Raw genomic sequence first — 18,720 nt, forward strand, 5'->3', positions numbered from 1 at the left:
CGGACCCGGGTCAGCGGGCGACCAGGGTGGCCAGCCGGTCGCGGTCGATGGTGAGGGTGGCGCCGCCGTAGGTCTCCTGGACGTTGCCGCGGTACTGATGGACCCGTCGGCGGTCGGCCCACAGGCCGTCGAGGGTGCCGCCGGTGTCGGCGGTGTCGGCCCGGTCGTTCCAGCGGGCGAACCAGACGGCGTCGGGCAGCGGCGAGCTGCCGACCCGGGCCGCGGCCGCCAGGTCGGCGATGCCGGAGTCGGTGCTGGAGTAGAAGCCGGCGTGGTGGCCGGAGGCGTGCAGCGCCTGGGTCCAGCCCATCGCGAACTCGACGACGGCCCGGCTGCAGGCCGCGTCCCCCCGCGGGTACGACTCGATGTCCAGGTAGACCGGGGTGCCGGCGGCCAGACCGAGCGCCTTCAGCGCGCGCACCGCGGTCGCCGCCTCGTCGCGGCCCTGCTGGACGGCCCTGGCCGGGTCGATCCGCCGCGGACTGCCGGCCGTGCGGCACGGCGCCTGCGGGCCCACGTGGACCGGCAGCAGCCTCCAGCCCATCGCGCGGACCCGGCGGACCCAGTCGGCGGTCAGCCGGGGCTGGGGGCAGGCGCGCTGGTCGCCGCTGCTGTAGATGCCGAGGGCGCCGTACGGGGAGGAGTTCCACCAGGCCTGCATGGTCTCCAGCGGCGGGGCGGCGCAGGCGTCGAAGCCGGGGCCGGAGTAGAGCGCCTTGGGGAGGGCCTCCCGGCGGCCCTTCGGGTCGGGCAGGACGGTGCGCGGCGGGGGCGGCGGGGCGGGGGCCACCGGGCCGGCCGGGGCGGGGGCGGCGGGGGCGACGGCGGCGGCCAGTTCGGCCCCGGCCGGGCCGCCGGCTGCGGCCGCACCCGCGGCGGCGGTGTCCCTGGCGGCGCTGTCGGTGGCGGCGCTGCCGGCGGTGTCGGTGGCGGCGGGGCGCAGTGCGGTGGCGGGGTTCAGGAGGGCGCCGTCCGTGGCGAGGAGCAGGACCAGGGAGGCTGCGGTGAGGGCGGCCGGACCTAAGTAGCGCACCCTCCAGTGCTACTGATCCACCATCACACCTTCGGGGCGGCGCGCGGTCCGGCCGGACCGTTTCACCTGGTCGGCGGCGTTGTCTCAGATGTCGGTAATGAGTTTGGAGCATTTGGACCCCTTACGTCACACTCGTTCCCATGCCCACTGCCAACCCCTGCGAGCCGACCACCACGGTGCCGGCCCGACCGGCCCCGACCCCGGCCGACGGAGTCCCCGTCGGCGCCCTTGCCATGCCGCCCTCCCCCAAGGGCGAGCCGGCCGGCGAGCGTGGTGGTTGGCGACGACGCGGGGCGGCGCCCTCGGTCACCACGGATCCACCACCCGGCAGCACGGCCGGGAGCGGCCGGCCCACGGCCGGCCCCCGGACCACCGGACCGAAGCGGCGCCTGGGAAGCATCCCGGCGCCGCTTCTGTGCGTGACGGCCATGTTCGCCGTGCAGCTCGGCATCGCCGCCTCCAAACCGCTGTTCGGCGTGCTCGGGGTCGGCGGGGCGACCTTCCTGCGGCTCGTCGTCGCGGCGGGGCTGCTGCTGGCCGTCACCCGTCCGCGGCTGCGCGGGCGCAGCCGCCGTGACCTGGGGCTCGCCGTGCTGCTCGGGGTCGCCTCGGCCGGGATGACCCTGCTGTTCGCCGGGGCGGTGGACCGGCTGCCGATGGGGACCGCCTCCACCATCGAGTTCCTCGGGCCGCTCGCGGTCGCGCTGGCGCTCGCCCGGCGCCTGTCGCACCTGCTCTGGGCCCTGCTGGCGGGCGGCGGCGTGGTGCTGCTCACCCTGCTGGGCGAGGGCTCGGGCGGCGCCCGGCTGGACCCGGCCGGTCTGGCCTGCGCGTTCGGGGCGGCGGCCTGCTACGCCGGGTACATCCTGTTCACCGACAAGGTGGGGGCCGCGTTCAAGGGCTTCGAGGGGCTGGCGGTCTCGTTCGGCATCAGTGCGCTGGTGCTGGCGCCGTTCGGCGCGGCCGACGCCTGGCACGGGCTCGCGTCCGCGTCGGCGCCCGCCCTGCTGCTGCTCGCGGTCGCCGGGGTGGCGATGCTGTTCCCGGTGATCCCGTACGCGCTGGAGATGACCGCTCTGCGGCGGATGCCGCAGCGGGTGTTCAGCGTGATCGTCAGCCTGGACCCGGCGGTGAGCGCGCTGGTCGGGCTGGTGGTGCTGCACCAGCTGCTGGGGTGGGTGCAGGCCGCGGGGATCGGCTGCGTGGTGGCGGCGAGCGTGGGGGCGACCCTGACCGCGCGGCGGTAGCCGGCGCGCCGCGGCGGCCGGCCGCTGGCCGGTGGCGAGGCGCTGCGGCGGCCCGCGGCGACCGCGGCGGTCGCCGCGGGGAACGCGGCGAGGAACGCCGACGGGCGGCACCGGTCCGGTGCCGCCCGTCCTGGCCGGAGTGCGGTGACCCTTTCCGCTTCCGGGTGTCGTCGATCCGGCCCGCCCGCCCACCCCGCCCGGCCGGTCACCGTCGTCGTCCGCTGCCGGCGCCCCCGCCGTCAGTGGTCCCACCGGTGTCCGTGGATGTGGATGTGGATGTTGGTGTGGGGTGTGGGTGCGGTCCGGTGGTGGTGTCAGCCGCCGAAGACCGGGGCGAAGACGAAGTGGATGTTCTTGTTGGACTGGTCGGTGAAGACGAACCCGGTGTTGTCCTTCACCCCGACATTGCTGTTCTGGTTCGAGGCACCCGCACCGGTGGCGGTCTGCTGGGTGGCGTTGTAGTTGCCGTCGACCGAGCCGAAGATGTTCCCGCTGCCGAAGTTGGACACCACGCTGCTGTTGGAACCGTCGCCGGCCAGTGCGCCGTTGTCGGCGACGGCCGTACCGGCCCCGCCGGCCAGGAGCAGGCCCGCCGCGAGCGGAGCGGCGACCAGCAGCCCGGCCAGCCGGGTGGTGCGGATACGGGAGCGCGCCATGAAGTCCTCCAAGAACCCGCCGCCCCGCACTGGAGCGGCAATTGTGTTGATAAGTGCGGGAGTTCGCGGCCAGACGAACACCTGCGGGCTGCGACGCCGAGAGACAGCCTTCCGCAACAAATCGACAAAGCACCAGCACCGGCAGGCCTTTTCGCCCGTTAGCGTGACATCGGGCCGCACTCGCATAGACCGGGAAAATGCCGTTCGTCGGCAGACACACCGCCCCTGGCTTGGCATTTAGCCCGATCGGCCGGGCCGTGCGGGCACCGTCCAGCAGGCGCGAAGGCGGTCGGTCGCACACCGATCGCACCACCCCGGGCGCAGATTCGGCCCGCACGCCCCCGATTCGGTCGGATCGGCCGACCCAGGCCATTTCTCCAGCCCTTTTCGGCCACTCCGGACGCACCCGAAGAATAAGGCAGGATGGTCATTTGAATGACCGTCAGAGAGTCTTACCCGGATTCAGGATTCCCAGCGGGTCGAAGACCGACCTGATCTGCCGCTGCACCTCCAGGCCGACCGGCCCCAGCTCCCGGGCCAGCCACTCCCGCTTCAGCAGGCCGATGCCGTGCTCGCCGGTGACCGTGCCGCCGAGTTCCAGGCCGAGAGCCATGATCTCCTCGAACGAGCGCTCCGCCCGGGCCGTCTCCTGGTCGTCCGAGGCGTCGAAGACCACCACCGGGTGGGTGTTGCCGTCGCCCGCGTGCGAGACCACGCCGATGGTCAGTTCGCTCCGCTCGGCGATCTCCGCGACCCCGGCCAGCATCCGTGCCAGCTGCGAGCGCGGCACGGCCACGTCGTCGATCATCGTGGTCCCCAGCCGGTCCAGCGCGGGCAGCGCCAGCCTCCGGGCCTGCAGCAGGAGTTCCGACTCCGCCCGGTCCTCGGCCGGCACCACCTCGGTGGCCCCCGCGGCCCGGCAGAGCTCGGCCACCGCGGCCAGTTCGGCCGCCTGCCCCGGGCCGTCGAAGGCCACCAGCAGCAGCGCCTTGGTGGTCCCCGGCAGCCCCATCGCCGCCATCTCGTTGACCGCCCGGACGGTGGTCGCATCCATCAGCTCCATCAGCGACGGCGTGAACCCGCGGACCATCACCTCGCAGACCGCCGCGCAGGCCGCGTCCGTACTGCCGAACTCGGCGGCCAGCACCAGCGGCGGCGCCGGCTCCGGGCGCAGCGCCAGCACCGCGCGGACCACCACCCCGAGCGTCCCCTCGGACCCGACCAGCAGCCGGGTCAGGTCGTAGCCGGCGACCCCCTTCGCGGTCCGGCGGCCGGTGCTCAGCAACCGGCCGTCCGCCAGCACCACGTCCAGCCCGAGGACGTACTCGCCGGTCACGCCGTACTTCACGCAGCACAGGCCGCCCGCGCCGGTGGCGATGTTGCCGCCGATGGTGCAGGACTCCCAGCTGGACGGGTCCGGCGGGTAGGCCAGCCCGTACTCGCCGGCGGCCCGGGACAGCACGGCGTTCACCACCCCGGGTTCGACCACGGCGAGCCGGTTGACGGGGTCGATCTCCAGGATCCGGTCCATCTTGACCAGGGAGAGGACGATGCAGCCGTCCACCGCGTTGGCGCCGCCGGACAGCCCGGTGCGGGCGCCCTGCGGCACCACCGGGACCCGCAGTTCGGTCGCCGTCCGGAGCACGTGCTGCACCTGCTCGACGGTCTGCGGGAACACCACCACCGCCGGGACCCCGGCGGCGCAGAACCCCGCCATGTCGCGGGCGTAGGCGGAGGCCACGTCCGGGTCCACCGCGACCGCCTCCGGCGGCAGGCCCTGCATCAGCCGGTCGACCAGATCACCCACGGCGGCCTCCACCTCTCGCGTCCCTGCCCGGTCCGGCCGCAGCGCCCGGTGGTCCGGTCCGACCGCCCGGCCCGGCATCCCGTCCGACGTCCGGTCCGGCTGCCCGTCCGGCCGCGCCGTTCGCTGCTCCCGCCCCGCACTCTGCCCCCGTCCGGGGGCGGGGGCAAGGCCGTCCCCGCCGCGGGTGTCCGGGAATCAGGCACCCCGCGTAACCGTTCGGCAACAGCGACCGGCCGGGCGCACCCTCAGGGCCTCCCACGACGTGCATGGGTGCGGGGCCGGTGGTGCCCACGGGTACGGGAGCGCGAGCGACCGGGTCGGCCCGCCTGCGGGCGGGCCCCGGTCGGACGGACACACAGGGGGAAGCATGACCAGGCGGACGGCGGCTGCGGTGGCGGCGGCGATGCTGAGCGGGGCGCTGCTGATGACCGGCTGCGGCGGCAAGGGCGGGGCCGGCAACGCCGCGGCGGCACTCGGTGCGGGCGGCGCGGCCTCGGCCGCGCCGGTCGCCAGGACCTCGGCCGCGGTGGTCGCGATCGAGCCGAAGGACGGCGCCGCCGACGTGGCCCCGGGGGCACTCAAGGTCTCGGTGGCGGGCGGGAAGCTGACCAAGGTCACCGTCACCGACGCCGCCGGCACCCCGGTCGACGGCACCCTCGCCGCCGACGGGCTCGGCTGGGTGCCCGCGAACGGGCTGGCCGTCGGGACGGCGTACCGGGTGAGCGCCGAGGCCGCCGACGCGGGCGGTCTGACCACCACCGCGACCAGCTCCTTCACCACGCTGACGCCCAAGCGGACGATCGGCGCCGACGACAACGTGGTCACCGGGGACACCTTCGGCGTCGGCATGATCATCTCGGTGCAGTTCAAGGGCGAGGTGAAGGACAAGGCCGCCGCCGCCAAGGCCGTCACGGTCGAGGCCTCCGACGGCACGGTGGTCAAGGGCCACTGGTTCCCCGGCAACCGGCTGGACCTGCGCCCGGAGACCTTCTGGAAGCCCGGCACCACCGTGAAGGTGCACTTCCGGACCAAGAACGTCGAGCTCTCGCCGGGCGTGTACGGCGCCACCGACCGGGACGAGCAGTTCACCGTCGGCCGCTCGAAGATCAGCGAGGTGGACGCCGCCGCCCACCGGATGGTGGTCAAGAAGGACGGCGCACCGGACCAGGACATCCCGATCACCGCGGGCGCCGACGACAACCCGTCCTGGAACGGGACCATGGTGATCTCCGAGAAGCACCTGATGGAGCACATGACCTCCGAGGGCGTTCCCGGCCTCAAGGGCGCGCCGTACACCGCCGACGACCCGCACTCGATGCGCCTCACCGCCACCGGCACCTACGTGCACGGCAACCCGAGTGCCGGGCCGGCCGTCGGCCGCCGCAATATCAGCCACGGCTGCATCGGCCTGGTCGACACCGCGGCGGGCGACCCGAACTCCACCGCGGGCAAGTTCTACGCGGACTCGATCATCGGCGACGTGGTGAAGGTGCGCGGCTCGATCAAGAAGGAGGCGCTCGCCCCGGACAACGGCCTGAGCGGCTGGAACGTCGACTGGGCGCAGTGGTAGCCGGTCCGGCGGGCCGTTCGCCGGTCGGGCGGCCGGTTCGGTGGTAGCCGGTCCGGCGGGCCGTTCGCCGGTCGCAGCCGATCCGGCACGCCGTTCGCCGGTCGGGCGGCCCGGTCACTCGCCGAGCGGGCGGGGTGCCGTGAGCGCCCGGGCGACGCCGTCCGCGCTCCAGGCCCCGGCCGCGCCCGGTCTGCTGCTCAGATAGGCCGCTGACCGGGCCGTGTCCCACCCGTGCGCCTCGCGCAGCCCGGCGGCCAGGACCCGCAGGTAGGCGGCGGTCGGCGCGTTCAGCCGGGCCTCGGCGCGGCGCCACGGGGCGGTGAACGTCAGCACCGGCCGGCCCGCCAACCCGCCCACGCAGAGCACCGTTTCGTACCGGCCGGGGCCCAACCGGGCCCGCCCGTCGGCCAGTACCGCCCGCAGGTCCGGGTCCGGCCCGTCGCCGGGGGTGCGGCGCCGCTCCTGGGCCAGCACGTCGAGGAACTGGCCGGTCGTCAGGAGGTAGCCGCGGGCGGGCATCTCGCCCTCGCCGTCGGCGGGATCGTAGAAGCCCATCCCGCCGCCCCAGACGGACGACTCCAGCGCGAAGTGCAGCCGTCCCGGCAGCAGCAGCGGGACGTCCGCGGCGGGCGGGCGGCGGTCCCGGCAGCCGGGATGGTCACGGTCGCCGCCGGGCAGCCGGCCGCCGGCGAGGTAGCAGGTCAACCGGTCGAGGGACATGTTCGACGCATACGCGGCGTACCAGACCTGCCCGGTGGCCGCGCCCGGCCGGGGCCGCGGCCCCGGGCGCCGTACCCCGCCCGTCGCAGTCATCGGCCCGCCCGTCCCCTCCGCCTCGCCGGTGGCCCGGCTCCGTGTCGGCCGCGGCAGGCCCGGGCGCACGATTGTCGGCCGCGGGCGGCGTCCGCGCACCCCACGGACCGGCGGGTCGGCCCACGGCCACCCACCCGGCGGAGCCCGCCGCGGCCGGACGTCCCGGAACGGTGCCGGGCACGGCAACGGCCCCTGACCGTTACGTCCGGTCAGGGGCCGTTGTGCGGCGGAGAGCGTGGGATTCGAACCCACGGTACGGGGTCACCGCACGACAGTTTTCAAGACTGTTCCCTTAGGCCGCTCGGGCAGCTCTCCAGGCGGAGGCCAGCCTAACGGGTCCGGCGGGGTTCGGTGCACACCGTTTCCGGTGCCGGGTCAGTGGTGCCGGGTCAGTGGTGCCGGGTCAGTTGTCGCCCTTGCGCTCGCCGAGGGTGATGGTGGTCTTGGCGGTCTTGCCGTCGCGGGTGTACTCGACCTCGACCTTCTCGCCCGGCTTGTGCGTCCAGATCTCGCTGACCAGGGTGGGGCCGCTGTCGATGGCGATGCCGCCGAGCTTGGTGATCACGTCGCCCGGCTTGAGGCCGGCCTGGTCGGCGGGGCCGCCGGGGGTGACGGCCGGGGTGCCGCGGACGTCCGCGCTGGGGATCTGCGCGCCGTCGCCCTTGTAGTCGTCGTTGCGCAGCACGCCGAGGATCGCGTAGACCGGCGTGCCGTCCTTGATCAGGGTCTCGGCGACCCACTTGGCCTGGTTGATCGGGATCGCGAAGCCGAGGCCGATCGAGCCGGCCCGGCCGGTGGAGCCGCCGGTGTTGGACTGGATCGCCGAGTTGATGCCGATGACCTGCCCGGAGGCGTTCAGCAGCGGGCCGCCGGAGTTGCCCGGGTTGATCGAGGCGTCGGTCTGCAGCGCGTTCATGTACGAGGACTGGGAGCCCATGTCGTCGCCGGAGGCGACCGGACGGTCCTTGGCGCTGATGATGCCGGTGGTGACGGTGCCCTCGAGCCCGTACGGGGCGCCGATCGCGATGGTGGCGTCGCCGATCGCGGTCTTGTCGGAGTCGCCGATCGGCAGCGGGACGAGCTTGTCCTTCGGCGGGTTGTCGAGCTTGACCACGGCCACGTCGTAGCCCTGGGCGCGGCCGACCACGGACGCCGGGTAGGAGGAGCCGTCGGAGAACTTCACCGTCAGCTTGCCCCCGCTCGCCGCGGGGGCGACCACGTGGTTGTTGGTGAGGATGTGGCCCTCGGTGTCGAAGACGAAACCGGTGCCGGTGCCGGACTCGCTGGAGCCCTGGGCCTTGATGGTGACGGTGCTGGGCAGGGCCGCGGCGGCGATGCCGGCCACCGAGTCGGGGGCCCGGTCGAGGGCCTTCTTGTTGTCGCCGACCGTCACGGTGGTGCTGCTGTGGCTGCTGGACCCGGTGCTGCCGTTGCTGCCGCCGTCGGTCAGCGAGGCACCGATCGCGCCGCCGGCCAGGCCCGCCACCAGGGCGGCCGCGGCGACCAGGGCGATCAGCGAGCCGCGCTTCCTGCGGGGGCCGGGCGGCGTACCGGCGCCGCCCCACTCGGACGGGTAGCCGGGCACGCCCGGGCCGCCGGTGCCGCCGGGCGGGGTGCCCCAGCCGCCGAGCGGGTGCCCGGCGCCGAACGGGTGGTGGCCGGGCTCGCCGGCCGCCGGGTTGCCCGGTACGGGCGCGCCCTGGCCGTACGCGGCCTGGTCGGGGGTGGCCGGCTGCTGCTCGGCCGGGTGGTGCTCCGCGGCGCCGGGCAGCGGGGGCGCGTACGGGTTGCGCGGGGCGGCCGGCGGCGGCGCGTCGAGGTAGCCGGACGCCGGGGCGGCCGGGGCCGCGGGGGCCACCGGCGGCGGCGCGTCGAGGTAGCCGGGGGCGGCGGGGGCGGCGGGCTCCTGCGGGTCGGCCTGCTTGGACAGCGCGAGCGTGGGAGCGGATTCGGCGACCGGCTGCGGTGCGGCGGCCGACGTGTGGTCGGTGGTCGGAGCACCCGCCTCTGGAACGCCGGAGGACTGACCCTCCTGCGGCCCGGTGGACCCACCCTCGTGTTCGGTGCTCACGGACGACCTCCATAGCTGACGGACTTGGCCATAGTTTTTCGCATAGCCGATTCAGTTGCCGTAAGGAGCCCCCTGAAGAAGTCATGAGAATGCTTAGGTGGTCCTGACGGTCCCGCGGTACGGCCTCGGGCCGCGGTGGCTGCCCCGGGCGCCCGGCCGTCGGAACTTCCGCGATGCGGACAGCGTCCCCCCTGGCCTTGGCGTTCGAGGCGGCGCCCGTTAGCCTGGCGCTCCAAACTGAAACGACGCGGGAGCTTGGACCCACCAGGCTGAGAGTGCGCTGTTCGACCGTACGCCATGGGTATCACGGCGGGGCCGGTCGAGGGAGCGCTGACCGCCGGAACCTGTCCGGGTAATGCCGGCGTAGGGAGTATCGGCCATGACGGCTGTTTCGCCTTCCCCTGCCTCCGACTCCGCGACCGCCGTCGCGGAACGCGTCGAGGCCCCCCTGGTGCTCGACACCGCGCCGCCGCGGACGCTGGACTTCCGGGCGCAGTTCGCGCTCTGGGCCAACCTCGGGGTGAGCCTGATCGGCTTCTCCAGCGCCGCGACGGTGCTGGGGACGGCCGGCAGCGAGCTGTCGTTCGCGGCGTCGGTGACGGCGATCGTGGTCGGCACGGTGATCGGTACCGCGATGCTGGGCGTGGCCGCGCTGATCGGCGCCCGGACCGGGGCGCCCGCGATGGCCGTGCTGCGCGGGCTGTTCGGGACCAGGCTGTCGTACCTGCCGACGGCGCTGAACATCGTGCAGTGCCTCGGCTGGGGCGTGTTCGAGCTGATCACCATCGCGGGCGGGGCCCAGGCGGTGGCGGGCACGCAGGGCTGGCGCTGGCTGTTCGTGCTGCTCGCCGGTGCGCTCACCACGGTGCTGACGATCTGGCCGCTGGGCGCGATCGCGGTGCTGCGCAAGTACGTGGCCGTCGCGGTGGGCGTGGCGATGGTGTACCTGACGGTGCAGCTGGGCCGACAGGGCTTCCCCGACCCGGGGGCGGGCAACTGGACCGGTTTCCTGACCGCGACGGACTACATCATCGCGGTGTCGATCTCGTTCGTTCCGCTGGCCGCCGACTACACCCGGCACTCGCGCACCGCGTCGGCCTCGTTCTGGGGCACCTTCTCGGGGTACTCGATCGCGCAGGTGTGGTGCTACGTGCTGGGCCTGATCGCGCTGCTGCAGGCCCAGGGCGACCCGAGCCTGATCTTCCAGTCGTTCACCGGGGTGACGGCGGGCTGGCTGTTCCTGCTGGTGCTGGTGGTGCGGGAGACCGACCAGTCGTTCGCCAACGTCTACTCGACCGCGATGTCGGTGCAGAACCTGCTGCCGCGGATCGACCGCCGGCTGCTGACCGGCGGGATCGGCGCGCTGGTGACGGTGCTGGCCCTGCAGATCACCGAGTTCACCAATTCCTACTACGCCTTCCTGGGTCTGATCGGCTCGGTGTTCGTGCCGCTGTTCGCCGTCCTGGCGGTCGACTACTTCCTGGGGGCCGGGCGCCGCGGCTGGAACCTGGACCAGGACGCGCCCTCCCGGCTGCTGATGCTGGTGCCGTGGGTGCTGGGCTTCGCCGTGTACCAGTTCCTGGCGCCGACCCAGAACGCCGGCCGGTGGACCGCCTTCTGGACCGACCTGCAGTCCGCGGTGGGCTTCACCCCGCAGGCGTGGACCTCGGCCTCGCTGTTCGGCTTCCTGGCGGCGGCGCTCGCCACCTGGGCGACCACGCTGGTGCGCCGGACGGCCTGAGCCGGACGGGCCGGCGGCCTGGCCGGCCGGGCCCTGCCGCCGTCCCGGGGAGCTGTTCACCGCACGTTCCCCGTGGCGGCGGCTTCCGGACTTTTGGGCCCGCGTAGGGTGACCGTCGTGGACACCCAGCACCTCGGCTCCTCCGCCGCCGCCTCCTCCGGCTCCTCCGACCGCAGCGCGGTCAGGGTCATCGCCCATCGCGGCTCCTCGGCCGCACTGCCCGAGCACACCATCGAGGCCTACCGGCTGGCGATCGAGGAGGGCGCGGACGGCCTGGAGTGCGACGTCCGGCTGACCGCCGACGGCGAGCTGGTCTGCGTGCACGACCGGACGGTGCGGCGGACCTCGGACGGCCGGGGCGTGGTGTCGGCGATGACGCTGGCTCAGCTGAACGAGCTGGACTTCGGCTCGTGGAAGTCACCGGGGTCGCCGACGCCGAGCTCGGTGCTGACCCTGGCGCAGCTGCTGGAGCTGGCGGTCGACGCCGGCCGGCCGATCGAGCTGGCGATCGAGACCAAGCACCCGACCCGGTACGCGGGACGGGTGGAGGCCGAGCTGCTGCGGACGCTGGACCGGTTCGGGCTGCTGCCCACCGCGGTGGCCGGCGGCGATCAGGCCGAAGGGGCCGAGGGGGCGGAAGCGGGCGCCCCGGCCGGGCCGAGCGTGCGGATCATGAGCTTCTCGGAGCTGGCGCTGCACCGGGTCCGCCGGGCCGCGCCCGCGGTGCCGACGGTGTACCTGCTGGAGCGGCGGCTGCCGCTGCTGGGCCGGACCGGGGTGCTGCCGGGCGGGGCGCGGATCGCCGGTCCGGGGATCGACCTGGTGCGGCGCAATCCCGGTCTGGTGCCGGCGCTGCGGCGGGCCGGGCACCGGGTGCACGTGTGGACGGTGGACGAGCCGGCCGACGTCGAACTGTGCCTGCGGCTCGGGGTGGAGGCGCTGATCACCAACCGTCCGCGCCAGGTGCTGGAGCAGTTGGGCCGCTGACGGCCGCTCCGGTCCCCGACGGTCCCGACGGTTCCTGCGGTATTAGGGCGCGCGGGGGTGAAGGGGCGCGGAAGGGGGCGCAAAGTGCGGGACCGGGGTATTTCCACCCTGTTTCACAACAGACCGTGAGCATCTAATCATCTTTTGGGCACCGTGCGTTGCGATGCCGGAAATGGCCGTCAGGGATCGGTGAACGCTCGTTTCCGACGCATTCCCAGGGGGCATCCATCCCTCGGCAGAAGCCTGAAGGAGGTCCGGGGGTGGCGTTGATGGTGGCGCGTTCTGTGCCTGAGAAGGCCGGTCCGGCTTCATCGACCCTGGCGGTGCCGCACGGTCCGGCGAGCGTGGGCGTGGCGCGGCGGCGGTTGCGACGGGATCTGGGCGATCTGGAGATACCGGAATCGGTGATTGACGACGCCGTCCTGATCCTCTCCGAACTGCTCAGCAATTCCTGCCGGTACGCCCGGCCGCTGGTGCTCCCCCCCGGCCTCGACGAGGACGCGGAGGCACTCGTGGACCGGCTGGTCGCGGTCGGATCCGCCGTCAGGCGCGGTGCGGGCGGCCAGGAGCCGACGGGTGAGGGCGACGCCGACCCGGAGTCCGGCGCGGTGCTGGTCCGCTGGCGGACCCATGCGGACGGCCTGCTGACCCTGGAGGTCACCGACGGCGGCGCGGTCACCCGCCCGCTGCCGGCCCGGCCCTCGGTGACCGCCCGGGGCGGGCGCGGGCTGAACATCGTCGGCGAGCTGGCCAGCGACTGGGGCGTCCGGCACACGCCCGGCCGGGTGACGGTCTGGGCGGAGCTGCCGGCCGACGGCCGCCGGCCCGCACCGGGTGCGGCGGTCCTGCCGGGCGGCACCGGACCGCAGGCCCGCAGCGCGTAGCGCCGGTCCGGCGGGTCCGGGGCCGGACCGGCGGACCGGCGGACCGCCGTGCGGCGGGGCCCGGCGGCGCGCGGGTCCCGGACCCGGCGGCGCACCGGCCCGGGCCACCCGGACGGGTCACCCGCCCGCGGTACGCGGGGACGCGCCGGAATTCTCAGTAGGCTGCCCGGAGCAAGAGTCGCCGTCACCGGGAGAGCCGCACCATGGCCAAGAAGGCCGCCAAGAAGTCGCCGCAGCGCAGCCAGTCCACCACCGTGACCGCGGGCGAGGTGCCGGTCGTCGGCGCCCGGGAGATGTGCCCGTGCGGTTCGGGCCGCCGCTACAAGGCCTGCCACGGCCGGGAGGCCGCGCACGCCGTGCAGGAGCTGGTGCACCGCCCGTTCGAGGGGCTGCCGGGCGAGGCCGACTGGGTGGCGCTGCGCGAGCTGGTGCCCGCGGCGACGGTGCCGCTGACGCTGGCCGCCGGGGTGGCCGAGCAGGCCGAGGGCGAGGTGCCGTCGGTGACGCTGGCGACCGTGCTGCCGCTGGCCTGGCCGGCCCTGCGCCGTCCGGACGGCTCGATCCTGCTGGGCCTGCAGACCCAGTCCTCCTCCGGCGACCTGAGCCGGGACCTCGCGGACGCGCTGGAGCTGGCGCTGACCACCGCGCCGGGCAGCCCGGTGCCGTCCCGCCGGACCGTGCCGGGCGGCCGCCGGCTGCAGGAACTGCTGGACACCGAGGCGCCGTTCGTGCCGGTCGTGCACAGCGGTTTCGAGTTCTGGCTGGAGGACTCCGAGGCGGCCGAGGGTGAGGTGGCGGCCTCGCTGGAGCGGGCCAACGCCTCCGCGATCCCGACCGAGAAGCTCACCTCGGTGGCCTCCGCCTACTGGTGCGGCACCCCGGACAAGAACCACCTGCGCTGGGTGATGACCGTGCCGGAGGAGCAGCTGCTGGACGCGCTGGCCCGGCTGACCACCGCGGGCGAGTCCTCGCTGGGCGAGGACACCCGCCTGGTCGGCTCGTTCCGCGCGCACGGGCTGACCGTGCCGGTCTGGGACCTGCCGCTGGAGATGACCGCGGCCGACTGCGAGAAGCCCGCCGCGGACTTCGCCGGGAAGCTCGAGGCCGCGCTGCGCGAGACCGCCCCGCTGACCGCCGAGGAGCGCCGCTCCCGGGCCAACCTGGTGAACCGTCAGATCACCCTGAACTGACCCCGGGAGCGCGCGCACCGGCGGCCCGGAGATCGCCGCCGCCGGTGACGGCTGTCACAATTCAGGCACATCGGACCAGGTCGCGGAAGTTTCCAAGACCCGGTCCGCGTGGACAAATTGGCGCGCACGCGGATCTTTGTTACTGTTTTAAACAGTCCGGTCGCTGGTGCATCCCCCGTCGCCAGCGGCCGGGCCTTTCGTTTTTCCGGACAGTACGTCATCGCACTGCAGGAACGGTCCTGTTCAGAACGGCAGCCGACTGCCGTCCGGCGCAGCGGTGGCGACCGCGATCAATCCGCCGAGCATCGCCGCGACTTGCGGGAGCCGGGTGGCGCCGGCCCGCGGCGGACGCACCCAGTGCACCGGCCCGGCGCCGGTGCGGGACGGCGGCAGCAGCAGGTAGCCGCCCGGCCCGTGGTAGCGCAACGAGCCCGGCACCCAGGCGCGTTCCGCCAGCAGCCCGCCCAACTCGTCGAGGGTGTACGGGGCGACCAGCAGCAGGTAGCGGGACGGGGTGGCGAGCACCGGCCCGAGCGGGACCCCGATCCGGTCGAACCAGGCGAGCAGCCGGGGGCCGGCCGACGCGGGCACGCTCACCGCGCAGACCGTCCGCCCGGTGGCGACCAGGACCGGTGCTCCGGGCGCGCGCCGCTCCCACCACCAGCGCACCATCCGCGGATCGGTGGTGGCCGCGAGCAGGGCCGGCTCGTGCGGGTGGGCGCCGGGTACCGGGCAGCAGACGTCCCCGCAGGAGCACGGGCCGGACGCGCCGCGCACCGGCCTGGCGCCCGGGACCACCGGCCAGCCGAGTTCGGCGGCGGCGAGCGCGGCCGCCAGCACCCGGCGGCGGCCGCCCGGCCACCGGAACGCGGTGCCCCGCCAGAAGGTGTCCCGCCAGAAGGTGTCCCGCCAGAAGCCGGGCTCCAGCCGGGCCGTGGGCCGCCACGACCCCGCCCGCCGCAGCTGCTCCAGTCGACGTGTCCGACGCATGGGCACTCGTTCCTTTCCGCGACCACGGTGCTCGGGACCGTCGATCGGCGCGACGGCCGGCGGTTGCCGCACGGCCCGGCCGAGGTGACCCGGGGTTGGGTCGGTGAGGGGCGGGGCCGGTGCGACCGGCCCGCTGGAACGAGAATCCCTCATACGTCCGGATGGACGCCTCCCCGCGCCGAGCGGTTCCACCGTACGAGTGAGCCGAACCCGGCCCGGCCGGTCCCCGGGGGTGCGGAGCATACGATCCGGACCGCCGCCCGACGGGCCGCCTGACGGACCGTCGGACCGGCCGCCGGCCCGGGCGGGCGCCGCCGGCCCGCCCCCGGCGCCGGGACGCGGCGGGCGGACGGCGGCCGGGAGGCGGCGGTGCGGGCCCGGTGGGAGTTCTGGACATGCCCCGATCGGCCTGTGTACAAGTGGTGGATTGTTGCCGAGTAGTGAGATAGCTGTCGTTCTGGGCGTTGCCGGGGGTCCTGCGTGACACGTACCACTTTGCGGGGAGTTCCGACATGACCGATGCCCGGCCGCTCCACCTGGTGCCGACCGAGTCCACCGCGAGCGGCTCGCCCCTGGCGGGCACCGGCGCCGGGTTCCCCGGGCCGACCGGACCCGGGACGGCGGCGGACCGGCTGCTGCCCGTCTTCGCCGACGAGGGCGCGGCCGGCCTGCAGGACCGTTTGGCCGGATGGCTGTCCGATTTCACCAGCCTGCACGAGCACACCGAACTGCTGGCGCGGGCCCGCGGGCTGACCGCCGCCCTGGACGCCGTGCTCGCCTCCGGCGCGGCCCTGCTCGGGGCGCCGCGCGGGCTGGTCACCACCGTCGGCCGGGGGGCCGGCCGCCCGGTCGGGCTGGGCCTGGACCGGGCCGGGATCGGTGCGCTGGAGACCGTCCCCGCCGAGCACGGCCCGTTCGCCGGACTGCTCAGCCGCCCCTCCGACACCGGCCGGCTGCTGATCTGCGACCTGGCCGAGGACCCGGGCGTGGGCACCAGGTTCCGCGAGGTCGCCGCCGCGCTCGGCCTCGGCGCCTGCTACGCGCTGACCCTGGCCACCGAGCAGGACGGCCCGCTCGCGGCGGCGGTCTGGTTCTACGACGAGCCCGCCTGCCCAGATGAGCGGCGCCGCCACCTGGTCGAACGCTACTGCGAGTTCGCCGCGCCGCTGCTGGCCCGCCAGCTGGAGGCCGACCGCGCCCTGCGCTCCACCCGGGCGCTGCGCCGCAGCCTGCTGCCCGACCACCTGCCGGCCGTGCCCGGGGTGCGGCTCGCGGTCCGCTGCCGCCCGGCCACCCTGGAGCAGTCCTGCGGGAGCGACTGGTACGACGCCATCGCGCTGCCGGACGGCTCGCTCGGGCTCACCGTCGGCAGTGTGTCGGTGGACGGCCCGGGCGCCGGGGCGGCGGCGGGCGCGGCCGCCGCGATGGGCCGGGTCCGGGCGGCGCTGCGCGCGTACGCCGTGCTGGAGGGCGAGGACCCGGTGTCCGTCCTCGGCGACCTGGAGCTGCTGCTGAAGACCACCGAGCCGGCCCGCTCCGCCACCGCCGTGTACGCCTGCGTCGACCCCGTCGAGCGCCGGGTCAGCCTGGCCGGCGCCGGGCACTGCCCCCCGGTGCTGGTCACCCGGTACGGCGCGGACTTCGTGGAGACCTCGCTGTCCGCGCCGCTCGGCATGCTCAGCTGCTGGGAGGCGCCCGGGGTGGAGTTCACCGCCGAACGCGGGGACGTGCTGGTGCTGTGCACCGAGGGGCTGGCCAGGCGCTGCGGTCCGACCCTGCACGCGGGGCAGGCCGCGCTGCGGCGGGCCGCCGCGGACGCGCCCAGGGACGTGCGGCACGACCCGGACCTGCTCTGCGCCCACCTGCTGTCGGTCCTGGTCGGCGACGGCCCGGACGAGGACGCCACCGACGACCTGGTGCTGCTGGCGGTCCGCTTCGAGTGACCGCGGCCGGCTCCGGGGGCGGCTTCCGGCCGTCCTGCGCCTCCCGAACGGGTGATCGGTCCGGCATCCGTACCATGGGAGCCAAGGCCGCCCACCACCCCGCGATCCGGGGTGCCCGGGGCGGCACCACGCGCGCAAGGAGGCGACGTACGTGACCGAGGACCGTACCCCGGCGGTGGCCGACAACCCGGAGGGCCAGACCGCCGAGGAGGAGATCAAGGGCCGCAAGAACGGGCTCTACTCGGAGGTCTCCGACGAACTCGCCGCCTCGATGAAGACCGGCTGGGCCGACACCGAGCTGCGCGGCCTGGAGCCGGTCGCCCAGGCCCGGTACGCGGCCGCGCGCCGCGCCGCGCTGTCGGCCGCGTTCCCCGGGGAGCGCCTGGTCGTCCCGGCCGGCCACCTGCGGGTGCGGGCCAACGACACCGAGTACGCGTTCCGGGCGGCCAGCGAGTACGTCCACCTCACCGGCGACCGGACCGAGGACGCGGTGCTGGTCGGCGACCCGGCCGGCGACGGCCACGAGTTCCGGCTGTACCTGCGGCCGCGGTCGAACCGCGAGAACGGCGAGTTCTGGCTGGACGGCTACGGCGAGCTGTGGGTCGGCCGCCGGCACAGCCTGGCCGAGGCGGAGCTGCTGTACGGCCTGCCCTGCCGGGACGTCCGCAAGGCCGCCGAGGAGCTGGCCGCCGACGCCCGCCCGACCAGGATCGTGCGCGGCTACGACGCCGAGCTGGAGAGCGCCCTCGGCGAGCTGCTGGACGCCGACCGGGACGAGGAGTTCAAGGTCTTCCTGAGCGGCCTGCGGCTGGTCAAGGACGAGTGGGAGGTCGCCGAACTGCGCGCCGCCTGCACCGCCACGGTCAAGGGCTTCACCGACGTGGTCCGCGAGCTGGACCAGGCCGTGGCCACCTCGGAGCGCTGGATCGAGGGCACCTTCTGGCGCCGGGCCCGGGTCGAGGGCAACGACGTCGGCTACGGCTCGATCGCCGCCGCCGGCCCGCACGCCACCACCCTGCACTGGGTCCGCAACGACGGCGACGTGCGTCCCGGCGAGCTGCTGCTGCTGGACGCCGGCGTGGAGACCGAGCACCTCTACACCGCGGACGTCACCCGCACGCTGCCGATCAACGGCCGCTTCGACGACCTCCAGCGCAAGATCTACGACGCGGTCTACGACGCCCAGGAGGCCGGTATCGCGGCGGTCCGCCCCGGCGGCCGGTTCCGTGACTTCCACGACGCCGCGCAGCGGGTGCTCGCCGAGCGCCTGCTGGCCTGGGGTCTGCTCGACGCCTCGGTGTACGACGTGGAGAAGGTGCTGGAGCTGGGCCTGCAGCGCCGCTGGACCCTGCACGGCACCGGGCACATGCTCGGTCTGGACGTGCACGACTGCGCGCACGCCCGCCGCGAGTCCTACGTCGACGCCGAGCTGGTACCCGGCATGGTGCTGACCGTGGAGCCCGGCCTGTACTTCCAGCTGGACGACCTGACCGTGCCCGAGGAGTACCGCGGCATCGGCGTCCGGATCGAGGACGACATCCTGGTCACCGCCGACGGCAACGAGAACCTCTCGGCCGGGCTGCCGCGCCGCGCCGACGAGGTCGAGGCCTGGATGGCCGCGCTGAAGGGCTGATCCGCCGATCCCCCGATGCGCTCGTTCGCTGATGCGCCCCTTCGCTGATGCGCTCGTTCGCTGATCGCACCAGCACAGCAGCCCCCGGCCGGTCGGCCGGGGGCTGTCGCGTGCGGGAGCGGCGGGTCCCGGTCCGCCGGCTCCGGTTCCTGCTC

Annotated in this window: 14 protein-coding genes and 1 tRNA gene; 8 read left to right on the forward strand and 7 right to left on the reverse strand. The window is 74.7% G+C overall.

The genetic code is table 11. The annotated features are described in order from the left end of the window. Window positions 1-10 precede the first annotated feature (10 nt). Window positions 11-1,033: a DUF1906 domain-containing protein gene (locus tag AC2TEW_RS00870; RefSeq protein ID WP_484621315.1), complete on the reverse strand. Its 1,023-nt coding sequence runs from the start codon at window positions 1,031-1,033 to the stop codon at window positions 11-13. Between the two features lie 428 nt (window positions 1,034-1,461). Between AC2TEW_RS00870 and AC2TEW_RS00875 the strand changes: the two genes are divergently transcribed. Beyond that, window positions 1,462-2,280: an EamA family transporter gene (locus AC2TEW_RS00875; RefSeq protein ID WP_484621623.1), complete on the forward strand. Its 819-nt coding sequence runs from the start codon at window positions 1,462-1,464 to the stop codon at window positions 2,278-2,280. A 314-nt stretch (window positions 2,281-2,594) separates the two neighbouring features. On the opposite strand, the gene AC2TEW_RS00880 is transcribed toward AC2TEW_RS00875, so the two are convergent. Next, window positions 2,595-2,936 (reverse strand): hypothetical protein, encoded by a 342-nt coding sequence (locus tag AC2TEW_RS00880; protein ID WP_033823700.1) that lies wholly within the window; start codon window positions 2,934-2,936, stop codon window positions 2,595-2,597. A 442-nt stretch (window positions 2,937-3,378) separates the two neighbouring features. Beyond that, window positions 3,379-4,743: an FAD-binding oxidoreductase gene (locus AC2TEW_RS00885; protein WP_484621316.1), complete on the reverse strand. Its 1,365-nt coding sequence runs from the start codon at window positions 4,741-4,743 to the stop codon at window positions 3,379-3,381. A 367-nt stretch (window positions 4,744-5,110) separates the two neighbouring features. Between AC2TEW_RS00885 and AC2TEW_RS00890 the strand changes: the two genes are divergently transcribed. Then, window positions 5,111-6,313 (forward strand): L,D-transpeptidase, encoded by a 1,203-nt coding sequence (locus AC2TEW_RS00890; RefSeq protein ID WP_484621317.1) that lies wholly within the window; start codon window positions 5,111-5,113, stop codon window positions 6,311-6,313. Window positions 6,314-6,427: 114 nt separating this feature from the next. On the opposite strand, the gene AC2TEW_RS00895 is transcribed toward AC2TEW_RS00890, so the two are convergent. The 3 genes from AC2TEW_RS00895 to AC2TEW_RS00905 form a co-directional block, all read right to left on the reverse strand. After that, the gene (locus tag AC2TEW_RS00895; protein WP_484621318.1) at window positions 6,428-7,033 is read right to left on the reverse strand and encodes a histone deacetylase; all 606 of its coding nucleotides are present in this window, start codon (window positions 7,031-7,033) and stop codon (window positions 6,428-6,430) included. Between the two features lie 320 nt (window positions 7,034-7,353). Beyond that, window positions 7,354-7,441 (reverse strand) — tRNA-Ser (locus AC2TEW_RS00900). An 88-nt stretch (window positions 7,442-7,529) separates the two neighbouring features. Next, window positions 7,530-9,197, reverse strand: coding sequence for a S1C family serine protease (locus AC2TEW_RS00905; RefSeq protein WP_484621319.1), 1,668 nt, complete (start codon window positions 9,195-9,197; stop codon window positions 7,530-7,532). Window positions 9,198-9,576: 379 nt separating this feature from the next. Here AC2TEW_RS00905 and AC2TEW_RS00910 point away from each other — a divergent pair, with 379 nt between their 5' ends. The 4 genes from AC2TEW_RS00910 (at window position 9,577) to AC2TEW_RS00925 (ending at window position 13,999) form a co-directional block, all read left to right on the forward strand. Beyond that, window positions 9,577-10,938, forward strand: a complete 1,362-nt coding sequence (locus AC2TEW_RS00910) for a purine-cytosine permease family protein (RefSeq protein WP_484621320.1) — start codon at window positions 9,577-9,579, stop codon at window positions 10,936-10,938. 117 nt (window positions 10,939-11,055) lie between these two features. Next, the gene (locus AC2TEW_RS00915) at window positions 11,056-11,925 is read left to right on the forward strand and encodes a glycerophosphodiester phosphodiesterase (protein ID WP_484621321.1); all 870 of its coding nucleotides are present in this window, start codon (window positions 11,056-11,058) and stop codon (window positions 11,923-11,925) included. Window positions 11,926-12,329: 404 nt separating this feature from the next. Next, window positions 12,330-12,809 carry an ATP-binding protein gene (locus AC2TEW_RS00920; protein WP_484621322.1) on the forward strand — a complete coding sequence of 160 codons (480 nt, stop codon included), beginning with the start codon at window positions 12,330-12,332 and terminating at the stop codon, window positions 12,807-12,809. A 203-nt stretch (window positions 12,810-13,012) separates the two neighbouring features. Next, complete coding sequence (locus AC2TEW_RS00925; RefSeq protein WP_484621323.1) at window positions 13,013-13,999, forward strand: DUF5926 family protein; 987 nt, start codon at window positions 13,013-13,015, stop codon at window positions 13,997-13,999. 243 nt (window positions 14,000-14,242) lie between these two features. Here the strand turns inward: AC2TEW_RS00925 and AC2TEW_RS00930 are convergent, their stop codons facing one another. Continuing rightward, window positions 14,243-14,989, reverse strand: a complete 747-nt coding sequence (locus AC2TEW_RS00930; protein WP_484621324.1) for a bifunctional DNA primase/polymerase — start codon at window positions 14,987-14,989, stop codon at window positions 14,243-14,245. Between the two features lie 512 nt (window positions 14,990-15,501). Between AC2TEW_RS00930 and AC2TEW_RS00935 the strand changes: the two genes are divergently transcribed. Further along, window positions 15,502-16,932 carry a PP2C family protein-serine/threonine phosphatase gene (locus tag AC2TEW_RS00935; RefSeq protein WP_484621325.1) on the forward strand — a complete coding sequence of 477 codons (1,431 nt, stop codon included), beginning with the start codon at window positions 15,502-15,504 and terminating at the stop codon, window positions 16,930-16,932. Window positions 16,933-17,083: 151 nt separating this feature from the next. Beyond that, complete coding sequence (locus AC2TEW_RS00940; RefSeq protein ID WP_484621326.1) at window positions 17,084-18,565, forward strand: aminopeptidase P family protein; 1,482 nt, start codon at window positions 17,084-17,086, stop codon at window positions 18,563-18,565. The last annotated feature ends 155 nt before the right edge of the window (window positions 18,566-18,720 follow it).

Source organism: Kitasatospora sp. NEAU-CNBT7 (assembly GCF_057220535.1).

Coding starts and splice junctions, on each gene's coding strand:
- AC2TEW_RS00875 (WP_484621623.1), top strand. CDS start 1,462: ATGTTCGCCGTGCAGCTCGGCATCGCCGCCTCCAAACCGCTGTTCGGC.
- AC2TEW_RS00880 (WP_033823700.1), bottom strand. CDS start 2,936: ATGGCGCGCTCCCGTATCCGCACCACCCGGCTGGCCGGGCTGCTGGTC.
- AC2TEW_RS00890 (WP_484621317.1), top strand. CDS start 5,111: ATGACCAGGCGGACGGCGGCTGCGGTGGCGGCGGCGATGCTGAGCGGG.
- AC2TEW_RS00895 (WP_484621318.1), bottom strand. CDS start 7,033: ATGTCCCTCGACCGGTTGACCTGCTACCTCGCCGGCGGCCGGCTGCCC.
- AC2TEW_RS00910 (WP_484621320.1), top strand. CDS start 9,577: ATGACGGCTGTTTCGCCTTCCCCTGCCTCCGACTCCGCGACCGCCGTC.
- AC2TEW_RS00925 (WP_484621323.1), top strand. CDS start 13,013: ATGGCCAAGAAGGCCGCCAAGAAGTCGCCGCAGCGCAGCCAGTCCACC.
- AC2TEW_RS00930 (WP_484621324.1), bottom strand. CDS start 14,989: ATGCGTCGGACACGTCGACTGGAGCAGCTGCGGCGGGCGGGGTCGTGG.
- AC2TEW_RS00935 (WP_484621325.1), top strand. CDS start 15,502: ATGACCGATGCCCGGCCGCTCCACCTGGTGCCGACCGAGTCCACCGCG.